The 25,588-nt window shown below is 57.2% G+C and carries 23 protein-coding genes; 13 read left to right on the top strand and 10 right to left on the bottom strand.

The features are described from left to right. From KKO72_RS09585 to KKO72_RS09570, 4 genes are all read right to left on the bottom strand, one after another. A partial coding sequence (locus KKO72_RS09585; RefSeq protein WP_214937713.1) for an acyl-CoA ligase (AMP-forming), exosortase A system-associated occupies window positions 1-1,613 on the bottom strand: 1,613 nt, incomplete at its 3' end. A 54-nt stretch (window positions 1,614-1,667) separates the two neighbouring features. Beyond that, on the bottom strand, window positions 1,668-2,525 hold the full coding sequence (locus KKO72_RS09580) for a hydrolase 1, exosortase A system-associated (protein ID WP_251140558.1): 858 nt from the start codon (window positions 2,523-2,525) through the stop codon (window positions 1,668-1,670). Further along, the gene (locus KKO72_RS09575; RefSeq protein WP_214937711.1) at window positions 2,522-3,367 is read right to left on the bottom strand and encodes a hydrolase 2, exosortase A system-associated; all 846 of its coding nucleotides are present in this window, start codon (window positions 3,365-3,367) and stop codon (window positions 2,522-2,524) included. The genes KKO72_RS09580 and KKO72_RS09575 overlap by 4 nt, the downstream gene beginning before the upstream one ends. Window positions 3,368-3,382: 15 nt before the next feature. Next, window positions 3,383-3,634 carry an acyl carrier protein gene (locus KKO72_RS09570; RefSeq protein WP_214937709.1) on the bottom strand — a complete coding sequence of 84 codons (252 nt, stop codon included), beginning with the start codon at window positions 3,632-3,634 and terminating at the stop codon, window positions 3,383-3,385. Window positions 3,635-3,750: 116 nt separating this feature from the next. Here KKO72_RS09570 and KKO72_RS09565 point away from each other — a divergent pair, with 116 nt between their 5' ends. Then, a complete protein-coding gene (locus KKO72_RS09565) occupies window positions 3,751-4,881 on the top strand; it encodes a GNAT family N-acetyltransferase (RefSeq protein WP_251140557.1) in 1,131 nt (376 codons plus the stop codon). Further along, a complete protein-coding gene (locus KKO72_RS09560; RefSeq protein ID WP_214937705.1) occupies window positions 4,872-5,759 on the top strand; it encodes a transglycosylase SLT domain-containing protein in 888 nt (295 codons plus the stop codon). The genes KKO72_RS09565 and KKO72_RS09560 overlap by 10 nt, the downstream gene beginning before the upstream one ends. Window positions 5,760-5,850: 91 nt before the next feature. Here the strand turns inward: KKO72_RS09560 and KKO72_RS09555 are convergent, their stop codons facing one another. Together KKO72_RS09555 and KKO72_RS09550 are read right to left on the bottom strand one after the other, a co-directional pair. Further along, a complete protein-coding gene (locus tag KKO72_RS09555; RefSeq protein WP_214937703.1) occupies window positions 5,851-7,134 on the bottom strand; it encodes a hypothetical protein in 1,284 nt (427 codons plus the stop codon). A gap of 2 nt (window positions 7,135-7,136) precedes the next feature. Beyond that, window positions 7,137-7,922: an outer membrane lipoprotein-sorting protein gene (locus KKO72_RS09550; RefSeq protein WP_371736860.1), complete on the bottom strand. Its 786-nt coding sequence runs from the start codon at window positions 7,920-7,922 to the stop codon at window positions 7,137-7,139. A 140-nt stretch (window positions 7,923-8,062) separates the two neighbouring features. Between KKO72_RS09550 and KKO72_RS09545 the strand changes: the two genes are divergently transcribed. Beyond that, window positions 8,063-8,518, top strand: coding sequence for a low molecular weight protein-tyrosine-phosphatase (locus tag KKO72_RS09545; RefSeq protein ID WP_214937701.1), 456 nt, complete (start codon window positions 8,063-8,065; stop codon window positions 8,516-8,518). Here the strand turns inward: KKO72_RS09545 and KKO72_RS09540 are convergent, their stop codons facing one another. Both KKO72_RS09540 and KKO72_RS09535 read right to left on the bottom strand, forming a co-directional pair. Continuing rightward, window positions 8,519-9,526, bottom strand: coding sequence for an NAD-dependent epimerase (locus tag KKO72_RS09540; RefSeq protein WP_214937699.1), 1,008 nt, complete (start codon window positions 9,524-9,526; stop codon window positions 8,519-8,521). It abuts the gene before it with no gap. Window positions 9,527-9,534: 8 nt separating this feature from the next. Beyond that, complete coding sequence (locus KKO72_RS09535; RefSeq protein ID WP_214937697.1) at window positions 9,535-9,876, bottom strand: PilZ domain-containing protein; 342 nt, start codon at window positions 9,874-9,876, stop codon at window positions 9,535-9,537. Window positions 9,877-10,135: 259 nt separating this feature from the next. Here KKO72_RS09535 and KKO72_RS09530 point away from each other — a divergent pair, with 259 nt between their 5' ends. Next, complete coding sequence (locus KKO72_RS09530; protein ID WP_214937694.1) at window positions 10,136-11,434, top strand: GNAT family N-acetyltransferase; 1,299 nt, start codon at window positions 10,136-10,138, stop codon at window positions 11,432-11,434. Between the two features lie 20 nt (window positions 11,435-11,454). Here KKO72_RS09530 and KKO72_RS09525 read toward each other — a convergent pair whose 3' ends face one another. Beyond that, window positions 11,455-12,246: a serine protease gene (locus KKO72_RS09525; protein WP_214937692.1), complete on the bottom strand. Its 792-nt coding sequence runs from the start codon at window positions 12,244-12,246 to the stop codon at window positions 11,455-11,457. Window positions 12,247-12,359: 113 nt separating this feature from the next. On the opposite strand from KKO72_RS09525, the gene prsT reads away from it, so the two are divergent. Next, complete coding sequence (gene prsT / locus KKO72_RS09520; RefSeq protein WP_214937690.1) at window positions 12,360-15,242, top strand: XrtA/PEP-CTERM system TPR-repeat protein PrsT; 2,883 nt, start codon at window positions 12,360-12,362, stop codon at window positions 15,240-15,242. Between the two features lie 189 nt (window positions 15,243-15,431). After that, window positions 15,432-16,241 (top strand): exosortase-dependent surface protein XDP1, encoded by an 810-nt coding sequence (gene xdp1 / locus KKO72_RS09515; RefSeq protein WP_214937688.1) that lies wholly within the window; start codon window positions 15,432-15,434, stop codon window positions 16,239-16,241. A gap of 101 nt (window positions 16,242-16,342) precedes the next feature. On the opposite strand, the gene ald is transcribed toward xdp1, so the two are convergent. After that, window positions 16,343-17,455 carry an alanine dehydrogenase gene (ald, locus tag KKO72_RS09510; protein WP_214937686.1) on the bottom strand — a complete coding sequence of 371 codons (1,113 nt, stop codon included), beginning with the start codon at window positions 17,453-17,455 and terminating at the stop codon, window positions 16,343-16,345. A 190-nt stretch (window positions 17,456-17,645) separates the two neighbouring features. Here ald and KKO72_RS09505 point away from each other — a divergent pair, with 190 nt between their 5' ends. From KKO72_RS09505 to KKO72_RS09475, 7 genes are read left to right on the top strand one after another with little or no spacing between them, the layout of a single operon-like run. Further along, window positions 17,646-19,028, top strand: coding sequence for a right-handed parallel beta-helix repeat-containing protein (locus KKO72_RS09505; RefSeq protein WP_214937683.1), 1,383 nt, complete (start codon window positions 17,646-17,648; stop codon window positions 19,026-19,028). A gap of 39 nt (window positions 19,029-19,067) precedes the next feature. Further along, window positions 19,068-19,964, top strand: coding sequence for a glycosyltransferase family 2 protein (locus KKO72_RS09500; protein ID WP_214937681.1), 897 nt, complete (start codon window positions 19,068-19,070; stop codon window positions 19,962-19,964). Between the two features lies 1 nt (window position 19,965). After that, complete coding sequence (locus tag KKO72_RS09495; RefSeq protein ID WP_214937680.1) at window positions 19,966-21,702, top strand: ATP-grasp domain-containing protein; 1,737 nt, start codon at window positions 19,966-19,968, stop codon at window positions 21,700-21,702. Continuing rightward, on the top strand, window positions 21,695-22,708 hold the full coding sequence (locus tag KKO72_RS09490) for a glycosyltransferase family 2 protein (protein ID WP_214937678.1): 1,014 nt from the start codon (window positions 21,695-21,697) through the stop codon (window positions 22,706-22,708). Before KKO72_RS09495 ends, KKO72_RS09490 begins: the two co-directional genes overlap by 8 nt. Before the next feature lie 23 nt (window positions 22,709-22,731). Further along, a complete protein-coding gene (locus KKO72_RS09485; protein WP_214937676.1) occupies window positions 22,732-23,607 on the top strand; it encodes a glycosyltransferase family 2 protein in 876 nt (291 codons plus the stop codon). Between the two features lie 15 nt (window positions 23,608-23,622). Further along, window positions 23,623-24,558: a glycosyltransferase family 2 protein gene (locus tag KKO72_RS09480; RefSeq protein WP_214937674.1), complete on the top strand. Its 936-nt coding sequence runs from the start codon at window positions 23,623-23,625 to the stop codon at window positions 24,556-24,558. A gap of 4 nt (window positions 24,559-24,562) precedes the next feature. Then, window positions 24,563-25,588 carry a polysaccharide deacetylase family protein gene (locus tag KKO72_RS09475; protein ID WP_214937672.1) on the top strand — a complete coding sequence of 342 codons (1,026 nt, stop codon included), beginning with the start codon at window positions 24,563-24,565 and terminating at the stop codon, window positions 25,586-25,588.

Below are 25,588 nucleotides of genomic sequence, written 5' to 3'. Positions count from 1 at the left end.
GGGCTGGGTTGGCGTGCCAGCCAGTTGCGCTTGAGGGCAGCGCGGTCAATCTTGCCATTGGCATTGCGTGGCAGCGGCCCGGCCACCCAGTCGATACCGTTGGGCAGCATATAGGCCGGCATCCGGTTCTTGCATGCCGAAATCAGATCATTTTGGCTGATAGCCCTTTCAAATAAAGGGCTGGTAGCTATGATTTGAATAGTCTGGCCGAGGCTCACGTGGGGCACACCAAAGGCCACACATTCACCCACCAACTGGGTCGCGTACAAGATGTCTTCCACCTCGGTCGGGCTGATGCGGTAGCCCGAGGTTTTGATCATCTCGTCGTGCCGCCCGACAAAATACAGGTAACCGTCCGCATCCTGGCGCACCGTGTCACCTGAAAACACCGCCACTTCGGGCAGTTGCAGACCGGCCGGGCGGCCCGGCAGGCCAGCTGGCAGCGGCTTGAAGCGTTCGGCGGTTTTTTCGGCGTCGTTCCAGTAACCCATGGCCACCAGCGCGCCGCGGTGCACCAGTTCCCCGGGCTCATCGGGCGCACACGTGCTGCCGTCGGGGCGCAGCACCAGCACCTCGGCATTGGGGATGGCTTTGCCAATCGAATTGGGCTTGAGATCCACATCCCCGGGTGGCAGGTAGGTGGAACGAAAGGCCTCGGTCAGGCCGTACATCAGATAGGGCTTGGCCTGTGGCACCCGTTGGCGCAGCTGGGTCAACGCTTCGCGTGGCAAATGGCCACCGGTGTTGGCGAAATAACGCAGGTGTTCGCGCGTGGCCTCGGGCCAGTCCAGCGTGAGCAGTTGCAGGTACAGCGGCGGCACCGCCGTCAGGCCAGTGACTTTTTCCTGTGCCATGGCTCGGAGTACATCACGCGGCAACAAATAATTGAGCAGCACCACCCTGGCGCCCACAGAAAACGCGGTGCTGAGTTGGCTGAAACCGGCATCAAACGACAGCGGCAGCGCGGCCAGCAGGGTGTCATCAGGCTGGTTGTCCAGATAGGAGGCCACACTGGTGGCGCCAGCCACCAGGTTGCGGTGCGACAACATCACCCCTTTGGGCAAGCCGGTGCTGCCCGAGGTGTACAAAATGGCGGCCAGGTCGGTGTCGATGACCCGATGGCCGGTATGCTGTGGGCTGTTGAGGATGTCCTGCCAGGGGGTGACTTGCCAGTGCTGTGGCTCTATAGCCGAGTCCGCAGAGTCGGCTGTGGGCGCACACAACACCACATGTTGCAGGTCCGGGCAATCCGACAAGGCCGCTTTGAGGGTGGCCAGCCGTTCGGGTGAGGTTACCAGCAGACGCACCTGGCAGTCACGAAGGATGTGGCGCACCTGATCAGCCTTGAGCAGCGGGTTGATCGGCACAAACACCAGCCCGGCCAGCGGCGCTGCAAAACTGGCAAGCACCGTCTCGAACCGTTTTTCCAGGTAAATGCCCACCCGCTCAGCCCGTTGCAGGCTCAGGTGCAACAAGCCGTTGGCCAGCGCCGCCATCTGATCGGCCACTTTGGCGTAGGCCCAGTGTTCAGTGCCATAGCTCAGCGCCACGGCGTCAGGGCGACGCTGCGCCGTGTGGATGACAAGTTCGGGTAACAACGTGGCCTGCGACATAAGCAAGCATCTTACAGGCTGGCTGTGACCCAGGCTGTGCGCGTGTGCGAGGTTTTAAACCTGTGTTGGCAGCTGATGCATCCAGTCCAGCACCGCCTGCTCAGCGGCGGCGCGCCACAGGGCTCTGGAGAAGGTATGGTCGGCCTCGGCCACATCCACACGCTGCAATTGGGGGCGCTGTAGCAGGCCTTTCCAGGCCGGGTCGCTCTGGGCACACTCGACAAACTCCTTGGCGGTGTAGTCACGTGCGCTCAGCAGCAGCAGCACCGGTCCTGAAAACTGGCGCAAGGCCTGTGCCATGTGGCGTTGAAAAGCTGGCTCTGGCGTGTCGGATGGTGCTGGTGCACGCAAGGCCTGCAGGCTTTGCCACAAGCCTTTGAGTGACGGCTGCCATTCATACTGACCCTGCCAAAAACGTTGCCAGAACGACCACTCGAGCAAACGCCCGGCGTAATAGTGTTTGATGCGTGTGCGTGCCAGCGTGTTGTCCGAGCGCACCCAGGGGTTGAGTAGGCAGAGCCCCGCCAGCCGGGTATCCGCGCGGTCCCCGCTGTACAACAAGGCGGCTGAGGCGCCGTCACACAGCCCCCACAGCACCACCCGTTGGACGCTGGGGCACTGGCGCTGCAGCGTGTCCAGGGCCACGCCGATGTCGTCCTGGATGGCATCAAAGGCTTGGCGCTCGCCGCTGCTGTCACCCAGGCCTCGGTGGTCAAACCGCAGTACCGGAAAACCCGCTCCGGCCAGGCAGCGTGCCAACAACACAAATTGCCGGTGGCTGCCAGCGCGATATTGCGCTCCGCCGACCACCATCACCAAACCCAGCGTGCTTGGCTGCTCCGGCTGCGAGATCACCCCCACCAGGGTCTCGCCAGCACAGGGCATCAGCACAGGCAGTTCAGTGGTTTTCAAGATGCCACTTCCGCTGCGGCACCGCCCAGGCAGCGCAAACTCGTGGCCCGCCACGCGGGGCTGTCTGCGCTCTCCTGCATCTGCCAAAAAACCGAACCAGCCACCACCTCAGCCCGCGCGTGACAGCCCGAGGTTAACCAGCGCTGCACTTGTGCGGACAGCGCGGGGGAGATGGTGCTGCTGTCGGCCTCACCCAGCTCCAGGCAGACAATCTGTGTGCCAGCGGGTAGGGCTTCCAGATCGGCGCGGGCCAAACCCTGTGCCAGCGCCGCTGACACACTGTAGCCCGCCACCTCCACCGATTCACCCTGCTCCAGCAGATGCATCAGGTGTGAGGTGCCCCGGCTGGAATCACCACGCACCATGTCACCGGCCATTTGCAGGCGCAAAAACTGGTGAAGGTGTTGTTTGCCAGACAGTACCGGTTGCCACAACAGCAGCCTGGTTGGCTGGTGGTCTTGTCGACAGGCCTGTGCGGCCAGCAGGCAGCCAGCGCGTACGCCCCAGAGCCAGGCCACCCCGGGGCAGCGTTCCAGCATCCAGCGTTGGGCCAGCGCCACATCGGCCACCCAGGTCTCCCAGCTGGCTTCTTCAAAATGACCTGAGCTGTCGCCGCAGCCCATCAGGTCCATCTGCAACACCGCATAACCAGCGTGTGCCATGGCGCGCGCCTGCCTGGCGGCCATGCGCCGTGAGGCATTCATTTCTTCGGCAAATGGGTGCACATACACCACATGGCCCCGCATCGGCTGCTCAGGGGGGGGCGTGTGCAACAGACAAAAACGCTGGCCGCGTGCACCGTCCAGAAAAAAGGCTTGCAGGTTCGCGCCAGCTTGCGTCATGGTGCGCGTGTTCGTCTACCCGGCCAGTTTGGCCGCTACAAAATCACTGAGTGAACCCAGGGTGGCGAAAATGGCACTGTCGATGTCGTCATCGTGGATGACAAAACCAAAACGCTCTTCCAGCCCGGTGATGATGCCCAGCACCGCCATCGAGTCGAGTTCGGGGACCGCACCCAGCAGGGGTGTCGGGCGCTGCCAGTCTGAGCTGCGCCCTTGCAGGCTCAGCACGTTGTCCAGAATTTTCGCTACCTCAGTCTCTACGGTCACCGCTGCTCCTTGGTCTGTCGCTGTGGGCCGCGACCTGTTTCGCCAAACCTTCCTCAACCGGGAAAGCGCTGGTTATGATAACCAGTGAACGGCCAGCATCGGCCAGAAAGACACGCTTGAGCCCACCTGCCATCCAGATCCTGGACAACTTTGACGATCTGCGTGCTGTGCTGGCACAGCTGGGGGTGCAGCAGGTGCCCGACGAGGCCGATGTGTTTGCCACGCTGGCTTGGTTTGACAACCTGGCTACCTGCGGGCTGGATACGACGTGTCAGGGTTCAGTCAAATGCCGGCTGTGGTTGCTGGACGGAGGTGCAGCCGGGCCGGTGGTGTGCCTGCCGTTGCTGCCGGGCCGGCAGCTCACTGGCCTGAGCAATTACTACAGCAGCCTGTATGCCCCCCTGGTCTGGCCTGGTGCGTGTGCTGATGCGCCAGACGCGGGGTCTGAGAAGGCGATCTGGCAGACCTTTACCCATGCCATACGCTCACATTGGGCACGCTGGCCGGTGCTGCGGTTTGACCCGCTGGACCCACAGAGCCGTTTTTTCTCCGGGTTTGAATGCGCTTTGCGCCAGGCGGGTTACCAGGTGGGCCGTTATTTCTGTTTTGGCAACTGGTACCTGCAGCTGGCAGGCAGATCGTTTGCCCAGTATCAGGAGAGCCTGCCCTCCGCCCTGCGCCACAGCATCACACGTGGTCAGCGGCGGCTGGACAAACAAGGCCCCTGGCGCATCGACATTCAGCAGCAGTCCGATGGGTTTCTCGAGAGCGCCATTCAAGATTTTGTGGCGGTTTATCAAGCCAGCTGGAAAGGCGCCGAGCCCAATCACCACTTCATCCCGGCGCTGGCGCGCACTGCGGCGGCGCAGGGCTGGCTGCGTCTGGGTGTGCTGCGCTTGAACGATCAGCCAATTGCCGCCCAGCTGTGGCTGGTCAAGGGTGGCAAGGCTTCCATTTTTAAGCTGGCCTATGTCAATGGGTTTGAGCGTTTTTCGGCGGGTTCGGTGTTGACGGCGGCCTTGATGCGGCATGTGATCGATGTGGACCAGGTCAAGGAGGTCGACTACCTCACCGGCGACGATGCCTACAAACGTGACTGGATGTCGCACCGGCGCGAACGCTGGGGCCTGGTTGCGTTTGACTGGCGCACACTCTCGGGCCTGTGGGCAGGCTGCCGACATGGGCTGGGTCAATGGTTCAAAAGGCGAAAGCACGGCGAAAAAGTTAGCATCAGGGTATGCCTGTAATCCCGCTGACCCCTCTGCCAACCTTGATCTTGATGCTGTGTGCCCTGGCGCCAGAGCTGTCTTTGGCGCAAGACAACACGCCCCCTGGTGCGACGCCGCGCAGCCTGTTTGAGCAGGCTCAGGCCTATGAAAACGGTGAGGGCGTTCGGCGCGACCCGCTGATGGCCGCCAATCTGTATTGCGAGGCGGCGCGCCAGGGTGACCGCGACGCGCAGTACAACCTGGGCTGGATGTACGCCAATGGCCGGGGTGTGCCACGCCACGATGGCCGGGCCTTGTTTCTATTTCGGGCGGCGGCCGAGCAGGGCATTGGCACCGCACAGCGCCTGGTCGACAGACTGGTGGACGTGCAAGCCGACATGCCTGACTGCATGCGCGAGCCCGAGCCACTGCCGGTGGACATCCACTTCGCCAACTGGACACCGTTGGACTACGCGCTGATTGCGCCACGTACCATCTACAAGCTGGTGCACAAGCTGGCACCGCGCTTCAAGGTCGAGCCGCAACTGGCCTTGTCCATCATCGCCGCCGAGTCCAACTTCAACCCACAGGCGGTGTCGGCCAAAAACGCACAGGGCCTGATGCAGCTCATCCCCGAGACCAGTGAGCGCTTCAACGTCAAGAACGCCTTCGATCCAGCGCAGAACATCCGTGGTGGCCTGACCTACCTGCGCTGGCTGCTGGCGTATTTTGAGGGTGACGTGGCGTTGGTGGCCGCCGCCTACAACGCCGGTGAAGGCACGGTGGACCGTTACAAAGGCGTGCCGCCGTACCTGGAAACGCGCAACTACGTCAAACGGGTGTTGCGCTCTTTTGGCGGCCCGCGCCACCCGTATGACAGTGCGCTGAGTGCGCCGTCGCTGGCTCTGAAAAAATAGCTGAGCGCCGATCTTCGATCTTACAAGCCAAATTGGTCTCTAGCCCTTATTTATCAAGGGCTGATAGCTACTTCATGTGTAGCTATCGTTCTCAAAAATAGTGGCGAAACAGCGCCTGGATATAACGGCGCTGGGCCATCGCGCCGAAGTCGCTGCTGTCATTCCCGCTGGCCATCAGCCACTGCAGGGCAATTTCGGACTTGTCAAAGCGGTAACGTGCCTCCAGCCAGGACAGTTTGCTGTGGTCGTCCAGGTTGTAGCGCAGCACGGCGGTCAGGTCGAGCCGGTTGATGAAAGCGTCCTGCCAGCTGGCGCGCACAAATGCCGCCTGGCGCGTGGTCAGGTCAAGCTGCTCTTCAATGAGTTCGCGGTAGCTGGCGTAATCCAGCATCGAGCTGGTGCGCAGGGCGTTCCACACCGCTTTGTCAACGGCGGCACCGTTGTAGTGGTATTCCCCCGTGATAGACAGTTTGTTGGTGGTGGTGTAGGTCAGGCCGGTGGCCAGCCGGTTGCGAAAGGTCTCGTCTTGTGCCACCGCAGGCGACAGCGGCAAGGCTTGGGCCAGCAGCGTCTTTTGCTGCCCGCCCGACCATTCCATATGGGCCACCGTGGCGTCGTTGACCAGCATGGCCAGGTTCAGGCCCATTTGAACCGGCTGGCGCTGGTCACCGTACAGCACCAACTGCGGATTGAAGTTGTCGGCCAACTGGTGGCTTACCGACACCAGCCAGCGGTTGCGGTTGTTGGTCGAACCGAAGTCGGCACTCCAGTCACCGTTGTTGGGTTTGTCAGACACCTTGGGCGCCACAATGGCGGTGAGCGCGCCACCTTGCCACAGGGTCTGGCCGCGCAACATGGCGGTGCCCATGCGGTTTTCTCGGATGGCGTTGGGGTCAAACGAGGTGATGGCGCGGTTGGCGCCTTCGCGGAAAAAATCGGTCGGGTTGTAGCCCGTGGCCGCGCCGTAGCGCACATTGATGCGGCCAGCATCCAGTACTCGGTCGTTCTGCGGCTGCCAGCTCAGGTAGGCCTCTTTGAGGTTGTTGAGGGTTTTCTGGCCCAGCGCCTCACTCTGGTGGTTCAAGTCCAGCCGGTCAGACAGCACGGCGCGCAATTCTGGGCTGAGTTTTTTGTCAATCAGCAGGTCCAGCGACAGGCGCTGGGTGTCCTCGGCCCGGTCCGGCTGGCCCCACTGGTGCACGGTGGTGCGCCCGGCGGTGGCTTCGGTGAAGATGCGCCAGTTGCTGGCCTCAATGGTGGCGCTCTCGGTGGTGGCATCAGCCAGATTCAGTGCGTCGTCCTCGGTTGTGCCTGATGCAAAAACAGGAGCACACAAGGCAATCGATAAAAGGGCTGTAGCCTGTTTTTTCTGCATGGTCACTCCGGCTTGAAGTTGGGCAGGTAGTCGCGCTGTAGCCAGACTTCAGGCACATCGCGGTAGACAAAGTCAGAGTAGCGCATCACCGTTACCCATTTCGGGTCCAGCCCGTCGATGATCACCATCTCGGTCGGGCGCTCCTTGCCCAATTGGGGCTGGTAACGCCGGTAGTACACGGTCTTGAGCAGGCGCTCACTCTCAGAAAAGAACCGGGCCTTGAGCGGCTGGTTGTTGGCGCTGTCGACCCACAGCTCGATGCGGTTGTAGCTGGCCTCCGGGCTGCTGGCGCTCAGGTCCAGCCGGGTGCTGCGGCGCATCTGGCGATTGCCGTCGGCAATCTCTTCCTCCAGGCCAATCTTGGCCTGGTAGTCCTTGGCCAGGTTCACGGTAACCACGTCGCCGTTGGAGGCCTGGCCCATCAGCCGTTGTTGGGGCGACAGGCGCACGCTGGCGCGGCTGGCGGGGTCGTAGAACCAGAAGTCGTTGCCGTTTTTGAGCATCAGTTTGCCCTCATCCCGCGCGGGTGCCACAAACCGGATCAGGGTGCGGAACTGGCCGCTGCGGGCATCGGACTTGGCATAACTGCCCAGCGTGCTGGTATCGGTCTGTTTGCCACCCCGGTATTCAATCAGTGTCACCGTCACACCAAAAGGCTTGTCCGGGTTGCGCACGGCGTCGCTGGCCTGCAGCATGACCTGTGCGTTGGGTTGAGGTGTGCTTTGCGCCAGGGCGCACATGCCGAACAACAGGCCCAGCAAAAACAGCGGCAATTGGTGCAATTTCATCGAGTGACTCCGGGGACAGCAAGGTAGCTAGGGGCGTGAAGGCCCAGCAGCGCAGTTTACTCACATGATGGGACTTTGTAGCGTCAAAGAAGTGGCAGATTCTGCATCCTGTTGCCAGGGCACCGATAGAATCCCGCGCCATGACCCACGTCCTTCTGGTGTGCATGGCCAATGTGTGCCGCTCTCCCATGGCCTGCGCGGTTGCCAGGCAACTGGCACATACCCAGGGCTGTGGTACCCAACTTCACTTTGACTCGGCCGGCACCCACGCCCATATTGGCAAACGCCTGGACGTGCGCGCCCAGGCGGTGCTGCTCAAGCATCAGTACACACCACCCAAAACCCGTTCCCGGGGAGTAACTGTGACTGATTTTGAGCGTTTTGATCTGATTCTGGCCATGGACGAGGCCAATCTGGCGGCATTGCGGCGCCAATGCCCCATCTCATTACACGGCAAATTGCGCCTGTTGCTGTCTTTTGCGCCGGAGCTGGGTATGTCCGAGGTGCCCGACCCGTATTACGGCGACTTGGCGGGTTTTGAGCGGGTGCTCGGCCTGTGTGAGGCGGGCGCCCGTGGTTTGCTGGCCGAGCTGTGACTACACGCGGTAATAGTCGCGGTACCAAGCCACAAAACGGTTGATGCCGTCCTTCAAGGGGGTGGCAGGCGCAAAACCCACCCAATTTTGCAAGGCATCTGTGTCGGCAAACGTGGCCGCCACATCGCCGGGCTGCATCGGCAGCAGCCGTTTGTCAGCGGTTATGCCCAGGGCTTTTTCGATACAGCCAATGAAGTCGAGCAAGGGCACCGGCGCACTGTTGCCGATGTTGAAGATGCGGTAGGGCGCTTGGCTGCTGGCCGGGTCCGGTTCAGAACTGCTGTAGGACGGGTTGGGCGTGGCGATGTGGTCCACGGTGCGCAGCACCCCTTCCACGATGTCGTCGATGTAGGTGAAATCACGTTGCATCTGGCCGTGGTTGAACACATCGATGCTGCGCCCCTCAAGAATCGCTTGGGTGAACAACATCGGTGCCATGTCGGGGCGCCCCCAGGGGCCATAGACGGTGAAAAAGCGCAGACCGGTGGTGGGCAGACCGTACAGGTGGCTGTAAGTGTGGGCCATCAGCTCGTTGGCTTTTTTGGTGGCGGCGTACAGGCTGACCGGGTGGTCCACGCTGTCGTGCTCGGAAAACGGCATCTTGGTGTTGCCGCCATACACGCTGGAGCTGGAGGCATACACCAGATGCGCTATCTGGTTGTGGCGGCAGCCTTCCAGAATGTTGGCAAACCCGACCAAGTTACTGTCTATGTAGGCCAGCGGGTTCTGCAGCGAATAACGCACACCCGCCTGGGCTGCCAGATGCACCACCCGCTCAAAGGCCTCTGTCCTGAACAGATCTGCCACCCCCGCGCGGTCTGCCACATCCATCCGGACAAAGCGGAAGTTGGGGTGGATGCTGAGCTGGCTGAGCCGACTTTCCTTGAGTGATACCGCGTAATAGTCGTTGAGGTTGTCCAGCCCAAGAACCTCATCACCGCGTGCCAGCAACCGCAGGGTCACTGCCATGCCGATAAAACCGGCCGCACCGGTGACCAATATCTTCATAAAAAGTGTCAATCGTCGACTTGTTCCGCAGGATCTTCTGCGTGGTCAGTATCGGTGAAAAACGAGCTGGTCAGTTTGACGGCGACTCCGACCGTGTCGGCCTTGTGCTCGACCCGCGTCACCTCGCCCGCACAGACCATTTTCAGAAGCTCACCTTTGACATTCACCTCAACCACAAAATGCACCCGTGAGCCGGGGGTCTGGTCAAGCGTGGTTTCCAGATAAACGCCAGTGGCACTGACATTTCTGGTCAACCCCGCGACGCCGCCGATTTCCACCGGTAACTCGGACAAGACCCTGTCGGCTGCCCTGCGGGAGTGACCAGGTGAGAGTGCTTGAGATGTTTGCATGTGCTCCATGTCTCTTGACGATGTGTTTGATCGGGCCAACGATAAAGAAAAGCACAAACTGTGCCTATGAAAATGATAGCAGTGTGCTTATTATCAAAACAACAAGTTGCGGCAGTTTTGGCAGGTTTTTTGAGCAAATGAACGGGCAGGATGTCAATTAATCCGACAGCCAAAGATCAGAACTCGCGGCTATCATCAGCAGTTGATCTGTGCGTTGCGCTGGATTGTTTTTGGCGGTTTTTGGAAGGGACAAGCAAATATGAGTTTTGGGCGGTCTCTCAATCAGAGTTTGCGCAAACTGTTTGCCTTTTTGCCGCGCCAGACCCGGTTTGCCATCTATCGCTCGTTTGTCGAGTGTGATGCCAGCCCCAGCCCACGCTTGGTGCTGAAAATCGCCGAAACCCGCGACGAGCTGGAGGCCTGTTTCAAACTTCTGCACGACGCTTATGTGGGTAGCGGTTTCATGAAACCCGATCCTTCTGGTATGCGTGTGACGCTGTATCACGCCTTGCCCACCACCACCACGCTGTGCGCCAAATACGATGGCGAAGTGGTCGGTACCTTGTCGCTGATCCGGGAGAGCCTGTTTGGTTTTCCGCTGCAAGCCATTTTTGACCTGAACCAGGTGCGTGAGCGCAAAGGGCAGATTGCCGAGGTCTCTGCGCTGGCGGTGCACCCCAAGTTTCGCAAGACGGGCGGCACCATCCTGTTCCCGTTGATGAAGTTCATGTACAACTACTGCACGACCTTCTTTGACACACGCCATCTGGTGATTGCGGTCAACCCCAACCGCATTGAAATGTACGAGTCATTGCTGTTTTTTGAACGCCTGACCGAAAACTCGGTGGATAACTACGATTTTGCCAACGGCGCCCCCGCAGTCGGTGCCACGCTGGATCTGAGAACCGCCCCGATCCTGTTCAAGCAGGTGTACGGCAAAAAGCCCTTGCGTCGCAACATGCACCACTACTTCATTGAAGCGGTCATGCCCAACATCGTGTTGCCGACACGGCGTTACTTCACCACCAACGATCCGGTTATGACGCCAGCGCTGCTGGACTATTTTTTCAACCAGCGTACCCAGGTATTTGCGCAGTTGGATGAGCACAAAAAGCAGCTGTTGCACGCCATTTACAACCTCGACGCTTTCCAGCCGGTGCTGCCCCCCATCGCCCAGCCCGCTGAACAAAAAGTACAACGTAGCCACCAGCGTTACTCGGTCAAATGCCCGGGTAGCTTTGATGTCCAGCTCACCTCGGGTGCCCGGGTTTATGAACTGCTGGTCGTGGACCTGTCACTTTACGGTTTCCAGGTGTATTCACAGGTGGCCTTGCCTTTGGGTGAGTGGGGCGAGGCTTTGATCAAACTTGGAACGGCCGAAAAATCCATCACCAAGGCCAAAGCCGTGCGGGAACGGGCCAATGGCCTGGCCGGCTTCTATGGTTTCCAACTGGCCGAGCCTGACTTGGCCTGGCGCAAGTTTGTCAACGCCATGCAGTCCGGCAGCACACATGACGACCTGGACAATGCCACCCGTTTTTTACCCGACGCGGCCTGAACGGTTCAGCCAGCGCACACTCAGTTGCCGGGATTTCTCTCCAGCAACTCCAGCACATAACGTGAGGGCACCGCGTAGCTGATACCCGACGGGTTGCTCAGTGCCGATTCGCGTGTGCCCTTGATCAGCACCATGTTCACCACCCCCAGCACCTCGCCACTGTCTGGGTCGAACAGCGGGCCGCCACTGTTGCCAGGGTAGGCCGTGCCATCAAGCTGGAAGATGTCAAACGGGCTGTTACTGCGCACACTGCGGATGAGCTTGGGGTTGATCTGGCTGGCTGTGGGGGTCGGCAGCGCAGCTGGCGCAATGGATGACACCAAAGCCCTGTGTGTCACCGGCGAAAATCCCAGCGCACCCCCAATCGGGAACCCCATGAAGGCCACCGACTGCCCCTCTTGCACCGTGTCCGAGCTGCGGACCTTGAAGGCGGCGCTGGCCGGTCCGTCAAAACGCAGCAAGGCCAGGTCATGCAGTGCATCCACCTCCAGCACTTTGGCCGGGCGGCTTTGCCAGCTGTTGTTGTCGGTGCGCAATTGCACCACCAGACTGGCCTCCGGGTCGGCATCTGCAGGGGGTACCAGCACATGGGCATTGGTGACCAATCGGTTGCCCTGGCTTTGTGAACCCTCAGCCACCACAAAGCCAGTGCCGCGCAGCGCAAAACGTGGGCTGTTGGTGGCTTTGTAGGTGCCTACGATGGCAATGGCGGGCTTGACCCTCGCCACGGTGCTGGCCAGGTCGGCGCATGTGGTGGTGGATACCAGGCAGGCGGCAATTGCCAGGGCGACCACAGACGGTGTTCTGTTCATGCGCTCATTATGCGGCCAGACTCAGCCCTGCCACAGCTGAGCTGGAAAGCGCTTTCACGTTAATATTGCGCGGCTTTGCCAGACCCAGCGTCACTTACTTTGAGCCAGATGCCATGCCTTACCTCTCCAACCAAAAGTTCAGCTTGTCCGCCCATTTGCGCCAGCTGAGTTCGGCCGCATTGGCTTGTGCCGTCCTGTGCTCCAGCCAAACAGTCTGGGCCGCCGACGCCAAGGCTTCCAAGTATTACGAAGATGCACTCACCCGTTTTGAGAAGCAGGACACCACGGGTGCCATCATCCAGCTCAAGAATGCCCTGCAGATCGACAAAAACATGCTGCCGGTGCAGATGCTGCTGGGCAAAGCCTTGTTGCAAAACGGTGATGTGGTCGCTGCCGAGGTGGCGTTCAATGAAGCACTGCGTCTGGGTGTGAACCGTGCCGAGGTGGTGGTGCCGCTGGCACAAGCCTACATGGCCCAGGGCAAGCAGGCGCAGGTGTTGAGCCAGCCCCAGTTTGCCGTGGCAGGTTTGCCACCGGACGTGCAATTGCAGGTCTGGCTGCTCAGGGCTGCGGCCAGTGCCGACACGGGGGACCTGCGTGCTGCACTCAAAGCGGTGGACGAGGCGCGTGTGCTGGATGCCCGCTCGGCGGCGCCCTGGCTGGCAGAAGTGGTAGTGCGTATTCGCGCCAAACAGTTCAAGGAAGCCGAAGCTGCGGTTGCCCGTGCGCTGGAACTCACGCCCAACTCGGCTGACGCCTGGTACCAGAAAGGCTCGGTGGCCCATGTGTCTGGCAACCTGCCAGACAGTTTGGCCGCTTACGACCAGGCCCTCAAACTCGACTCCAAGCACATCGAGTCGCGCGTGGCACGTGCCGGGCTCTACCTGGACCTGAACCGCCCGGCTGACACCCAGGCCGACATTGATGCCCTGACCCGTTATGCCCGCGAAGCCAGCATTGCACGCAAAGAGCCTGTGCAACCCAGTGGCCCCAATGAGCCGAGAGCCTATTACCTACAGGCGCTGCTGGCCGAGCGCAACCAACAACCCGAGGTGGCACAAAAGGCCCTGAAAGAGATCACCACACTGCTTGATCCGGTACCGATTGATTTCATTCGTTACCGGCCTCAGTTGCTCATGCTCAACGGCCTGGCGCATTACGGTCTGAATGAGCCCGAGAAAGCCGCTCAGGCGCTGGAACACTTCCAGAAAGTGCAAGGCAGCACCCCGGTGGCCAAGCTGCTGGCACAGATTTATTTGACCCAGTCCAATACCAACCGGGCCGCCGACCTGCTGGAGGCCTACCTCCGGGTCAACCCCAACGATGGCCAGGCCATGACCATGTTGGCTGGGGCCCTGATGTCCAAAGGCCAGAACGCCAAAGCCACTACCCTGATGCAGCAGGCCCTGCAAACCCAGGACCGGCCCGAGTTTCGCTCGGTGCTGGGCATGAGCCTGATCCGCAGCGGTCAGGCGGGCAGTGGCATGACCGAGTTGGAGGCTGCATTCAAAAAAGACCCGCGCCAGACCCAAGCCGCCACCGCTCTGATTGGCTTGTACCTGCGCGGCAACCAGGCGGCCAAAGCCGTGACTTTGGCGGACACCTTGGTCAGGCAGCAGCCCAATAACGCCGGGTTCCACAACCTGCTGGGCATGGCGCGTGGCCAAAGCGGCAAGGTGGCCGAATCCAAAGTCGCGTTCGAGAAAGCCATCGCGTTGGATCCGGCCTTTGTGCAACCCAAGCTGAACCTGGCCCGGGTTGAGATTGCCACCCGGGCGTTTGATGTCGCCGAGACCCGCCTGGGGGCCATTCTGAAAGACAACGAGAAAGACACCGACGCTATGTACGAGATGGCCTTGTTGTCAGACCGGCGCGGCCAGGAAGCACAAGCCCAGCGCTGGCTGGAGAAAGCCAACGATCTGTCCGGCCCCAAAGACACACGCTGGGCATTGGCGCTTTCAGACTTTCACCTGCAGCGCGGCCGTCCCGTCCCGGCGCTTGATGCCGTCAAAAAGGCTGCCGCCAAAGCCCCTGACGATTTGCCTGTCCTGATGATGTATGCGCGGGCTCAAATTGCCAATGGCGACACCGTGGGCGCCAAAGGCAGTTTGACCTCGGCCACCAGGGTGGCCGCCTACAACCCGGGTCAGCAGGTGGAGATCGCATTGTTGCAAATGTCTGCCAGAAACTGGTCTGGGGCCTCGTACAGTCTGGATAAGGCGCTATCAACTTCTGCAGACTACCTGCCTGCTTTGGCGTTGTTGAGTGAGGTGGAGCTGCTTCAGGGTGAGCCAAACAAAGCCGAACAGCGCGCCCGAGAGATCGTTGCCAAATACCCCAAACGCGCGGTGGGCCCAGGCCTGCTCGGCGATATTGCCCAGTCGCGCGGGCAGGCTGCTCAAGCGCTGGCGTTCTACAAACAGGCCCACCAGCTGGAGCCGTCCACTGGCAGCTTTCTCAAGCTGTTTGGCGCGTTGAGTAGCCAGGACGGTGGCAAGCCCGCCTTGCAACTGGCCCAGAGCTGGGTCAAAGCACGACCCAGAGATGCCATCGCCCAAAAAACGCTGGCCAACGCCTACGCGCGTGATGGTCAGTTTGCCGCTGCCAAAACCACGTTTGAGGGCTTGCTGAAGCTGACCCCGGATGACAGCGACGTCATGAATAACTTAGCCAACGTCTTGTTGCGCCTGAAAGACCCCGGCGCCATAGCGATGGCTGAGCAAGCTGTGACCAAAGCGCCCGCCAATTACAACGCCATCGACACGCTGGGCTGGGCACTGTTCCAGGCCGGCCAGACTGACCGCGCCCTGCAACTGCTGCGCGACGCCCGCTTGCGCCAACCCGCCAGCCCCGAGATTCGTTATCACCTGGCGGCGGTGTTGGCGAGAACCGGACGCAACAACGAGGCGCGCGAGGAACTGGAGGCGGCGTTGAAAGGGAGCGCAAGCTTTGAAGGTGGCGCTGAAGCGCGTGCTTTATTGCAAACCCTGAAATGACACCGTGTGCCAGCACACCCTGTCGGTATTGTTTACAGCATTGAAGGGCTTTTCATCGTTGCAAACTGTAACTAATTGAAAATCAAAAGAAAATTCTTGTTGGCACAGATTTCGCTTGTTTAGGATCGCCATACCCCATTTGAAGGCTTTGCCCACGGTTAGACATCGTAGGTACAAGGAAAAAAGATTATGAAAACCGTTGTTCTCAAGAAAATTGTTCAGGCGCTGACCTTGGCCTCTGCTGCCGCGTTTGGTTCTTCTGCGTTCGCGGGTGCAACCTGGTTGTTTGGTGACAATAACCCGACAAACGAATGCAACGCTACCGAAGCAGCCGGTGGTTGTGCCGCGCAGGCGGGGTCTACTGCCGGGTCTCCCGGTGTCAAGGTTTCTGCGTACTCGACCACAGGAACGTCCGGTACGTTTGCTGCCGCAACTCTGACATCATGGGATGGCGGTTTGGGTGTCCAAGCTAACGGTTCTGTCAGTGACTCCGGGACACCGCAGCATGCCATTGACAACAATGGTTACACAGACATGATCTTGCTGAATTTTGGTAGTGCCAAGATTGATTTGGACAGCATCAAGATCGGTTGGAACAACAATGGAGATGCCGATATCAGTGTGTTTCGGTATGTAGGCACCTCTGCCTCTCCAACGCCAGCTGGTCTCTCCGTCACCAATATGTCTTCCGGGGGCTGGGAGCTGGTCGGCAATTATGCGGATCTGAGCACGTCTGGTGCGCGGGGCGTGAACAGCACCAACACCTCATCCAGCTGGTGGCTGATCAGTGCTTACAGTGAAGGTTTTGGCTCATCTAAAGAGACCGCAGGTGGTACTTTGGGGTCTGGCAACGACTATTTCAAAGTGTTGTCTGTGGCTGGGAATGTAGTAGCCCCGCCACCACCCAGCAAGATTCCCGAACCCGGTTCCCTGGCTCTTATGGGTGTCGCCATGGCAGGTTTTGTTGCTACCCGTCGCCGCAAGTCAAAAGCAATCTGATCATCCAGCCTTGTGGCACAAAAAGCACCGCATCAGCGGTGCTTTTTTTATGTATTTTCAGCCTCTAGGCCTTATATATAAAGGGCTGATAGCTTTGTAATCTATAGCAGTGTATCGGCGCTGACGTAGTTATACCCCAGGTCACGTGCCACGGCTTCGTAGGTGATTTTGCCGTCACAAACATTCAAACCAGCCTTTAGGTGTGGGTTGTCGCGCAGGGCCTGCTTCCAACCCTTGTCGGCCAGCGCTACGGCGTGGCATATGGTGGCGTTGTTCAGTGCAAAGGTGCTGGTGCGCGCCACCGCGCCGGGCATGTTGGCCACGCAGTAATGCACCACGTCGCCCACCAAATAGGTTGGCTCGGCATGGGTGGTGGCGCGGCTGGTCTCGAAGCAGCCGCCCTGGTCAATGGCCACATCCACCGCCACCGCGCCATTTTTCATGCGGCTGATCATGTTGCGCGTGACCAGCTTGGGTGCCGCTGCACCAGGGATCAGCACACCACCTACCACCAGGTCGGCATCCAGCACAGCGTCTTCCACGCTTTGGGCGTTGGAGTACACGGTGTGAATGCGGTTGCCAAACACCAGGTCCAGCGCTCGCAGGCGGTCCACATTCTTGTCCAGCACGGTCACGCGGGCGCCCATGCCCACAGCCATCTGCAGCGCATGGGTGCCCACCACCCCTGCACCCAAGATCACCACATGCCCCGCTGGGACACCTGGCACACCTCCCAGCAGGATGCCCATGCCGCCTTTGCTCTTTTCCAGATGCGCGGCACCGGCCTGAATCGCCATGCGACCGGCCACCTCGCTCATCGGTGCCAGCAGCGGCAGGCCTCCACTGGGGCCAGTGATAGTTTCGTAGGCGATACACACCGCGCCTGATTTCACCAGCGCGGCGGTCTGGTCCGGGTCTGGGGCCAGGTGCAGGTAGGTGTAAAGAATCTGCCCGGGGCGCAGCCAAGCGCATTCAGCGGGCTGGGGTTCTTTGACCTTGACAATCATGTCGGCAGTGGCAAACACTTCAGCGGCGGTGGTCACCAAGGTGGCGCCAGCCGTCTGGTACTGTGCGTCGCTCAGGCCAATGGCGGCGCCGGCACCGGACTGCACCAGCAGCTGGTGGCCATGGCTGGTGAGCTCTCGCACGCTGGCCGGTGTCAGACCGACGCGGTACTCGTGGTTCTTGATTTCTTTGGGCAGTCCGATCAGCATGGCATGCTCCGGGGGTTAGGAAAGCGCACAGTGTGTAACAAGCTGTTTGTGAATGGAACAAAGATCAGGCATTTCAGGGGAACATTCGCGGGGCTAATGGTGATTTACTGCCTTCATGACAATTGTGCTGTAGTGGTGGCATCAGCGTTCTCTTGCGTTATCTGCCTTACCCTCCATTCATAATGCCAACGTGGCACACATCAATAAACCAATCATCGTCCTGATAGCTCTTGCCAGCTCACTCGTTGTTGCTGGCTTTGTTGGTGCATGTTATGCCTACGCCCAAATCGGTAAAACCCCCGGCGAGCTGATGGATTACATCGAACGCCGTCTGCAAGGCCACAACAAGCTGGAATGGGTGGCCTTGCCCATCTTGGGCGTGGTGCGTGATGTGCTTGACCAGCCTTCTCGCCAAACCCTACTCAAAATCCCCTTTGTGGTGCCCCGGCTGTCACCGGTAGTCATGAACAAAACAGACGATAAGCAAGACCTTGATCCGGCCGACATCCGGCGAGTGTTGCGGGTTGGGCCCTATGAGGACCTGCGAACCATCGAATCGGCAGCTAAGTTCGCCAAAGACGGTGACATCGTCGAGATCCAAGCGGGTGAATACTATGGCGACGTTGCCATCTGGCGCCAGAAAAAGCTCACCATCCGCGCCCGTGGAGGCAAAGCGCGTATCTATGCTGAAGGCAAAAGCGCCCAAGGGAAAGGCATCTGGGTCATTCAAGACGGCGATTTTTATGTTGAAAACATCGAGTTTGTTGGTGCCCACGTCTATGACCACAACGGTGCAGGCATCCGGTTTGAGGGCGGGACTTTGTTTGTAAAAAACTGCTTGTTTTACGGAAATGACACCGGTTTGTTGACAACTGACAGCGCAGATTCGTTAGTCATAGAAAGCAGCGAATTTGCTTATAACGGCTATGGCGATGGCTACAGCCACAACCTGTATGTGGGCAAAATGCGCAGCCTCAAAATCACCGGCAGCTATTTTCATCACGTCAACGTCGGTCATGGCATTAAAAGCCGTGCGCAAAACAATCACATCTATTACAACCGCATTACTGATGAAAGCGGTGGTCGCGCCAGCTACGAAGTTGATCTGCCCAATGGCGGCATTGCCTACTTGGTGGGCAACATCATTCAGCAAGATGTAACGCCCCAAAACTCGGCAATCATTACCTACGGGGCAGAAGGCGTGCTCTGGCCCGAAAACCAGTTGTATCTGGCAAGCAATACACTGGTGAACGATCATCCCTATGGCGGCACCTTTGTGCGCAGTGCGCCGGGCACCCAAAGCTTGGTGTCTATCAACAACTTGTGGGTTGGCTTGGGCAAAGTTTTTGACGGTCAGCCAAACGTGCAAACGCAGAATGACATTCGCACAGACTGGAGTGCCTTTGTGCAAGCGTCCCGGCTTGACTATCGCCTTGGTGCTAAAGGTCTGGCATGGTCATATGCCGTTCCAGTGTTGCCTGAGCTTGCGCCTGCTGCGGAATACCTGGCTCCCCTGCAAGTTAGGCCGCTGGTGCAGAAACCCACTCGCCCGGGAGCTCTTCAGACGCAGTAGCGTCTAATAATGCGCTCTGAATGCCTTTATGATCATGCGATGCTTATTTCTGTAATTCTCCCAACGCGTGATCGGCTTGACGATCTGCATCGCGCGCTATTGGCGATTGCAGCGCAAACTCACAGAGACTTTGAAGTCATCGTGGTTGATGACGGCTCAAGCAACACCGCCAGGCAGCGCAACCAAGAATTTGTTGCCACGTTTGGGGCGCGATTCAAATTCGTCTACTTGGGTGTACCCGGGCAGCGCGGTGTGGGGCTATCATCGGCCCGCAATATAGGTATCGAGAAAGCCACTGGCCAGTTGCTCGCATTTTGTGGTGACGATGATTTTTGGTGCACGCCAGACTACCTGGCATCTGTATCAGCTAGTTTTGAAAGCCGCTCTACTCTGGATATGTATGTTGGCTATCAAAAAGCCGTACATGGGGATGGATGGGGCCAGCCAGACTGGCTCCTCTCGCTGTGCAAAACAGCACGCTACCGCCAACCCTTGCTCGATGGAGTGGTTTTGGCCACCCATCAAGATTTGTGCGCTGCGGGTGGTTTCCCTCAACTCAACACCTTCGTCCTCCGACGCAGCGTTGTTGAGCGGATTGGTCGTTTCTGGAGCACCCTCACCTACGAAGGGAACAGCGACTTCTTTTGGCGCGCGCTGGATCAATGCCAAGCTATCGCCTTCAATCCAGCCGTGGTGGCACAACACCATGCGCCACACCCCGCCAAAACCGCCAACGCCAAACACACGGCCATCATCAAGCTGGCCGTGTCTTGCAAGGGCGATTTATTGCGAAAAGTTTGCTTGAAACTGGTTGAGCAGCAGGCCATGAAATCTGCATACTTGATGGGTCGCCAAGCATTGGCCGCCAGATTCTCTATCAAGTGGGCTACTTACGTGCTGTGGCTCCTGATCAAACAGCGGCGTAGCCCCACCTGATATGGCCCAGCGTAAAAAGGCCCTGGTCGTTGGCGACGACACCCGGAGTTTTCTCGCCACGGTGCGGTCGCTTGGTCGCCAGGGTATTGAAGTACACGCAGCGCCCTATAACCTGCGCGCACCAGCGTTGACCTCCCGCTACATCACGCAAACACATCGCATTCCATACTATCTTGACGGTGGCGCAGACTGGCTGCATGCCATGCAAAAGCTGTTGTCTGAACACCAATACGCCATCGTCATCCCATGTGAAGAGCGCAGCCTGCTGCCGCTTTACAAACACCAGCATGAATTGCCCCAGCATGCTGTGCTTGCAATACCAAGTCAGCAGGCGCTGGACGCCTTTTTTGACAAGATCCACACTCGTCAGCTCGCCACGTCGGTCGGGGTACCCGTGGCCAAAGGGCGGCTACTTATGACAGGCGATACTGCTGACACGGTGTTGGCGGACCTTGCCTTGCCGATCATTTTCAAACAACGCAAGTCGTATTCATGGCCAGAGTTATACATCAGAACTAGCGTCAAGGTTATTGATAGTCGATCACAACTTAATAGCATTATACTGAGTCTGGATAAGGGGTTTGACGATTTCTTCTTTGAAGAGATGTTCCCTGGCAGGGGACTTGGTGTGTCCGTGCTTTGTCAGCAGGGTGAGGTTCTCCAGGCTTTTGAGCATCACCGCGCCCATGAGTTGGGCGGCAGCAGTTACTACCGCAAGAGCGCCCCCCTTGATGCCCCCAGGCTCGCTGCCGTCACCCGTATGGTGAAAGCCGTGGGCTATACAGGCTTGGCCATGTTTGAGTTCAAGCTCAACGAGACCAACGATGCGTGGATATTGCTTGAAGTCAATGCGCGCCCATGGGGCTCTTTGCCGTTGCCCGTTGCGGTGGGCGTTGACTTTCCGTATCAACTCTACCAATTACTGGTTAACCACCAACCCCCTTCCCCCATCAGTTACCGTGCCAACATTTATGCACGTAATGTGGTGGCAGACTTGTGGCAAATGCGCGCGGCCTCCCAGGCACTTGGCGGCTCTAGCGCCAAAAAAGCCATTTATGTCTTTAAATGGCTGGCTGGTTACGCACGCTTCATCATTGGCAGGGAACATCATGACGCGTTTGTCTGGTCTGACCCCCGCCCCGCCTGGGTTGAACTCAAACAAGTAGTGCAACAGCGGCTTGACTCGATCAACCCACAACGGTATTTGAAACAGTTGACTACCGCCTCTGATGCCATACAGTCATTAACCAGCTTTACGCAAAAAACTGGTCAACCTGCAAATGTCATATTTGTCTGCCAGGGCAATATTTGCCGCAGTCCATTTGCGCAACTGCTTGCCCGGCAGTTATTTAGCCAACAAAGTCATCTCATTCAATTTGGCTCCGCCGGCATGCTGCCACGCAATGCCCGGCGCTCGCCGGGTGATGCCATCACCGCTGCAGCCACCATGGGCGTAGATATGCGCACGCATCAATCGCAGTGTCTAACTGATGAAATCATTTTTGGCGCACAGCTATTAATCATTTTTGACACCATCAATCTTTACGCGGTCTTCGATCGATTCCCTGATCTTCAATGCCCGATAGTTTTTTTAAGCAGCTTTGAGTCAACCGATCAATTAAAGATAGTCAATGATCCAGAAGACCAGGGGGTGGATCATTTTATTGATTGCTACAAATTGATAAATAAGTATTTGCTGGATTTTAAAAATTCAATTTTAGAGAGCGGAAATGAGTAAATTTTCGGTAATATTAGCCACGCGTGATAGACCTGTTTTATTTGAAGCAGCACTCCTATCGGTTCTTGACCAAGATTTCGATGATTTTGAAATCATCATCGTGGACGACGGATCTGCCAGCGAATACAAAGAGCTATATGAATCTATTTACGAGCGTGCACAACGTTCTCTTGGTAAGAGAATAAAATTGTTTCGCCTTTTGCGCCGACCTCGTGGCCATGGTCAGAGTTATTCATTGAATTTTGGTGTTGATCAAGCAATAGGTACTTATGTACTCTTTCTAGATGACGATGATACATGGACTGATAGACACCACCTGACACGATTTAATCAGGCATTAGTCAACCATCCAAATGCTGACTTGTATTTTACCAATCAAAATGCATATTTTCGCGATGAAATAAAAGCTGGTCCTATATGGCTTGAATCGCTTGAAAAAGAACTAATTAATGATTCAATAAAGCCGGATGTTGATAACTTTTTCATCGTCCCAATAGAAAATTTGATGAATACTTGGGGGTTTTGTCATCTGAACTGTATGGCTGTGCGACGCGAGCTTTATTTAAATATTATGGGTATGGACGAAGGAATTCGTTGGGAATGTGATAGAGATATATTTCTGCGCTTGGTTGACAGTGCAAGCATTATCATATTTAACCCGTCCTTTGTTTCGCGCCATAACATACCTGATCCGTCAAAAAGTATGAATATGAGTACTGCGCTGTCGATGCTCGAAAAACGCTTATACCAGATACGGGTTTTTGACAAGGCGGCAATTTTTTCCAAAAAAAAATGCATCCGAATATATGCAAAACGGCATAAAGGGTATGCTTTGAAAAAGATTGCTGAGGATCTTGCCGATATTAAAATGTGGGCCGAGGCTGCTTATTATGCGAAAGAGGCGTTTGGGCCAAACCTCACGTTCAAGTGGTTTTTGTTCACCACGTATTGCAGCATCCAATCTTGGCGTTTACGGCTCATTCAGACTGCTACCTATACATCCTAAACATCAGATACGAATAATTAATCATGAAGTTCTACGGTTTGCTTCTTGCCAAGAATGAATCTGACATCATTGAGCAAACCTTGTTGTCTATTCGGCAATATGGGTGTTTTGATGGCATATTCTTCTATGACAATGGCTCAACCGACCACACTTTTCAAATCGTCTCCAAGTTTAACGATCTGGTGTTACACGCCGCTGTCGAAAGCGAATCATATTCAGACAATCTGAAATATAAGCTACTCTATAGACATGCAGATTTATACCAAGAAGGTGATTGGTTGGCTATATTGGATGCGGACGAACTTTACGCTGAAAATATTGCACCTCTTATAGATATTGCAATAAACTCTAATGCCAACTATATTGAGACAAAGTCCGCCCAGTTTTACATGACCGAGCAAGACGACGCTACTTTTTTTGATCCTGGTCGCCCGGCCATTGAGCAACGTTCTCACTATTTGGTGAACTACGGTGAACCACGCTTATTCAGATATACCGCCGGTCAACCTTTGACCGATCATATGGTGAAGTCGCGCCATGCGTCAATGCGCCTAGCACCTGCCAAACTATTGGTTAATCATTTTCAATACCGCTCGGCCCAGCAGTTACAAACCCGTGTAGATATTCGTCAGGCCAACAACAAAACCTCTGGCAATTGGGGTCATGTCAGCAAAACCCGTTGGCAAGACTATGTAGTGCCATCGCGTTTGTTGCACCAATTCACGGGTGAATTTCAGTATGGTTTGCCCTCCGACGTTAATTTGTATAAAACTTGCACAAACACCGCCTACACGGCGGGTACGCTCAGATGGTTGGCTAAAAATTCTTATTTAACCGCATCAGAAGCAGGCTTTTTGACTGCCAGCAAGCTCAAGAAGCTAGCCCATCGCTTTTTGTAAGAACCAGTATCAATTATGAATCCACTGGTCTATATTGTAATTTTGAATTGGAATAGTTTTGATGACACCCTGCAATGTTTAAAGTCTCTTGAAGCCTTAACCTACAAAAATTATCAAATTATTGTGGTTGACAATGGCTCAGTTAATCAGTCGCGTGTGGTTTTGGGAGATGTCAAAGGCATCACCCTGATTCAGAATCAAACCAACCTTGGCTTTGCCGGTGGCAATAATGTGGCTATTCATCATGCGCTGGCACACCAGGCAGACTATATCTGGCTGCTTAACAGCGACGCAGTGGTAGCCCCCGACTGTCTGGAGAAGATGGTGGCAGTGGCTACAGCAGACGCAGGCATCGGTCTACTTAGCCCCGTTATTTACCATCTGGACCAGCCGGACGCGCTACAGCACGGGGGCACCCGGTTAAACCCGCAGCGGCATGGTGTGCGAGAGGCCGCTGACCTAGCCACAGCCCAGCAGTGGCAGGCCAGCGAACCGGGCAACGTCATCCTTTGGGGCACGGCGCTGTTGATCTCTGCCCGTCTAGCCCGGCAGATTGGAGGCCTGGACGAAGCGCTTTTTGCCTATTCCGAAGACACCGACTATTCTTTGCGCAGCACCCACGCTGGTTTTAGAAACGTGACCGTGTTTGACGCCAGCATCTGGCATGCCAGCACCTCTGGTTTGCGCAAGCCCCACTATTATTACTACACCATTCGCAATGCTGGCCTGATGTGGCGGAAATACACCCCCATGCCCGTATTTTTGAAACTCTGCTGGTGGAACATACAGCGCGTGCGCGTCACTCTGAGTAAGTTTGATGGCCGTGCTGATTTGCTGCACGCTACCAAGCTCGGCCTTTGGCACGGTTGGGCAGGCGTTGGCGGGCCTTTTAACCCCACCGCAACGTTGCCACTACTCCCGCGGTTGCTGCTGGCTGTGGTTCTGCGTTAAATCCATGCTCAACCCAACCACCCACAGCCGGGCAGCCTTGCCAGATGGCCACCCGCCAGTAATGATGGTGGTGGTAGACACCGAGGAAGAGTTTGACTGGGGCCAACCCTTCTCCCGCCAGAGCGTGGGTGTAGCATCTATCAGTGCCCAGCCAGCCTTACATGACGAGGTTTACGACAGCTTTGGCATGGTGCCAACCTATGCTGTTGATTGGCCGGTGGCGTCTACCCCCAGCGCGATTGGCACATTGAGTGGCTTGCTGGAAGCGGGTCGATGCCAGATTGGCACTCACCTGCACCCTTGGGTCAACCCGCCCCATGGGGAACAGGTTTGTGCCAACAACTCTTTTCCTGGTAACTTGCCGCCAATGCTTGAGCGTGAAAAACTCAAGCAGCTAACTGCGCAGATTGAGCACAGTTTTGGCATCAAGCCCACCCTGTACAAAGCCGGGCGTTACGGCGTAGGACCGCACACCACCCAGACGCTGCTTGAGTTGGGTTACACCGTGGATGCAAGCGTTGTACCCCACACCTCTTTCAGTGGCGTGGGAGGGCCAGACTTTACCGGTTTGCCAGAGCACCCCTACTGGTTTGGTTCCACTACCCGCAGTCTTCTGGAGCTGCCCGTTACCACAGGGTTTACCGGCACGCTGCGCCAGTTGGGGCCAGCCTTGTACCCCAAGCTGCACAGCGAAGTGGGCAAGGCATTGCATTTGCCAGGAGTTGTTGCCAGGCTTGGTTTGTTGGAGCGCATCCGACTCACGCCTGAGGGTTACACCACCCAGGAACTCACCCGCCTGCTGCGTGCGCTGATGACGGTTGGGCAGCAAGTTGTCACGGTCACCTACCACAGCTCAACTCTGGTGCCTGGCAACACCACCTACGTCAAAAATGCGCAAGAGTTAAGACAGTTCAAGCAAACGGTCAAAGATGTCTTACAGTTTTTTCAGCACGAGTTGGGTGGCTGTTTTCTGACTGCCAGCGAATTGCATCGCTTGCTGTTGGACCAACGCACGGCCGGGGCTGCTTAG

It is taken from the genome of Rhodoferax sp. U11-2br (assembly GCF_018619435.1).
Classification (GTDB): Bacteria; Pseudomonadota; Gammaproteobacteria; order Burkholderiales; family Burkholderiaceae_C; genus Rhodoferax.
This window is presented reverse-complemented; position numbering and strand designations above follow the sequence as displayed.

Coding starts and splice junctions, on each gene's coding strand:
- KKO72_RS09575 (WP_214937711.1), bottom strand. CDS start 3,367: ATGACGCAAGCTGGCGCGAACCTGCAAGCCTTTTTTCTGGACGGTGCA.
- KKO72_RS09560 (WP_214937705.1), top strand. CDS start 4,872: ATGCCTGTAATCCCGCTGACCCCTCTGCCAACCTTGATCTTGATGCTG.
- KKO72_RS09555 (WP_214937703.1), bottom strand. CDS start 7,134: ATGCAGAAAAAACAGGCTACAGCCCTTTTATCGATTGCCTTGTGTGCT.
- KKO72_RS09550 (WP_371736860.1), bottom strand. CDS start 7,922: ATGAAATTGCACCAATTGCCGCTGTTTTTGCTGGGCCTGTTGTTCGGC.
- KKO72_RS09545 (WP_214937701.1), top strand. CDS start 8,063: ATGACCCACGTCCTTCTGGTGTGCATGGCCAATGTGTGCCGCTCTCCC.
- KKO72_RS09540 (WP_214937699.1), bottom strand. CDS start 9,526: ATGAAGATATTGGTCACCGGTGCGGCCGGTTTTATCGGCATGGCAGTG.
- KKO72_RS09535 (WP_214937697.1), bottom strand. CDS start 9,876: ATGCAAACATCTCAAGCACTCTCACCTGGTCACTCCCGCAGGGCAGCC.
- KKO72_RS09530 (WP_214937694.1), top strand. CDS start 10,136: ATGAGTTTTGGGCGGTCTCTCAATCAGAGTTTGCGCAAACTGTTTGCC.
- KKO72_RS09525 (WP_214937692.1), bottom strand. CDS start 12,246: ATGAACAGAACACCGTCTGTGGTCGCCCTGGCAATTGCCGCCTGCCTG.
- prsT (WP_214937690.1), top strand. CDS start 12,360: ATGCCTTACCTCTCCAACCAAAAGTTCAGCTTGTCCGCCCATTTGCGC.
- xdp1 (WP_214937688.1), top strand. CDS start 15,432: ATGAAAACCGTTGTTCTCAAGAAAATTGTTCAGGCGCTGACCTTGGCC.
- ald (WP_214937686.1), bottom strand. CDS start 17,455: ATGCTGATCGGACTGCCCAAAGAAATCAAGAACCACGAGTACCGCGTC.
- KKO72_RS09500 (WP_214937681.1), top strand. CDS start 19,068: ATGCTTATTTCTGTAATTCTCCCAACGCGTGATCGGCTTGACGATCTG.
- KKO72_RS09495 (WP_214937680.1), top strand. CDS start 19,966: ATGGCCCAGCGTAAAAAGGCCCTGGTCGTTGGCGACGACACCCGGAGT.
- KKO72_RS09490 (WP_214937678.1), top strand. CDS start 21,695: ATGAGTAAATTTTCGGTAATATTAGCCACGCGTGATAGACCTGTTTTA.
- KKO72_RS09485 (WP_214937676.1), top strand. CDS start 22,732: ATGAAGTTCTACGGTTTGCTTCTTGCCAAGAATGAATCTGACATCATT.
- KKO72_RS09480 (WP_214937674.1), top strand. CDS start 23,623: ATGAATCCACTGGTCTATATTGTAATTTTGAATTGGAATAGTTTTGAT.
- KKO72_RS09475 (WP_214937672.1), top strand. CDS start 24,563: ATGCTCAACCCAACCACCCACAGCCGGGCAGCCTTGCCAGATGGCCAC.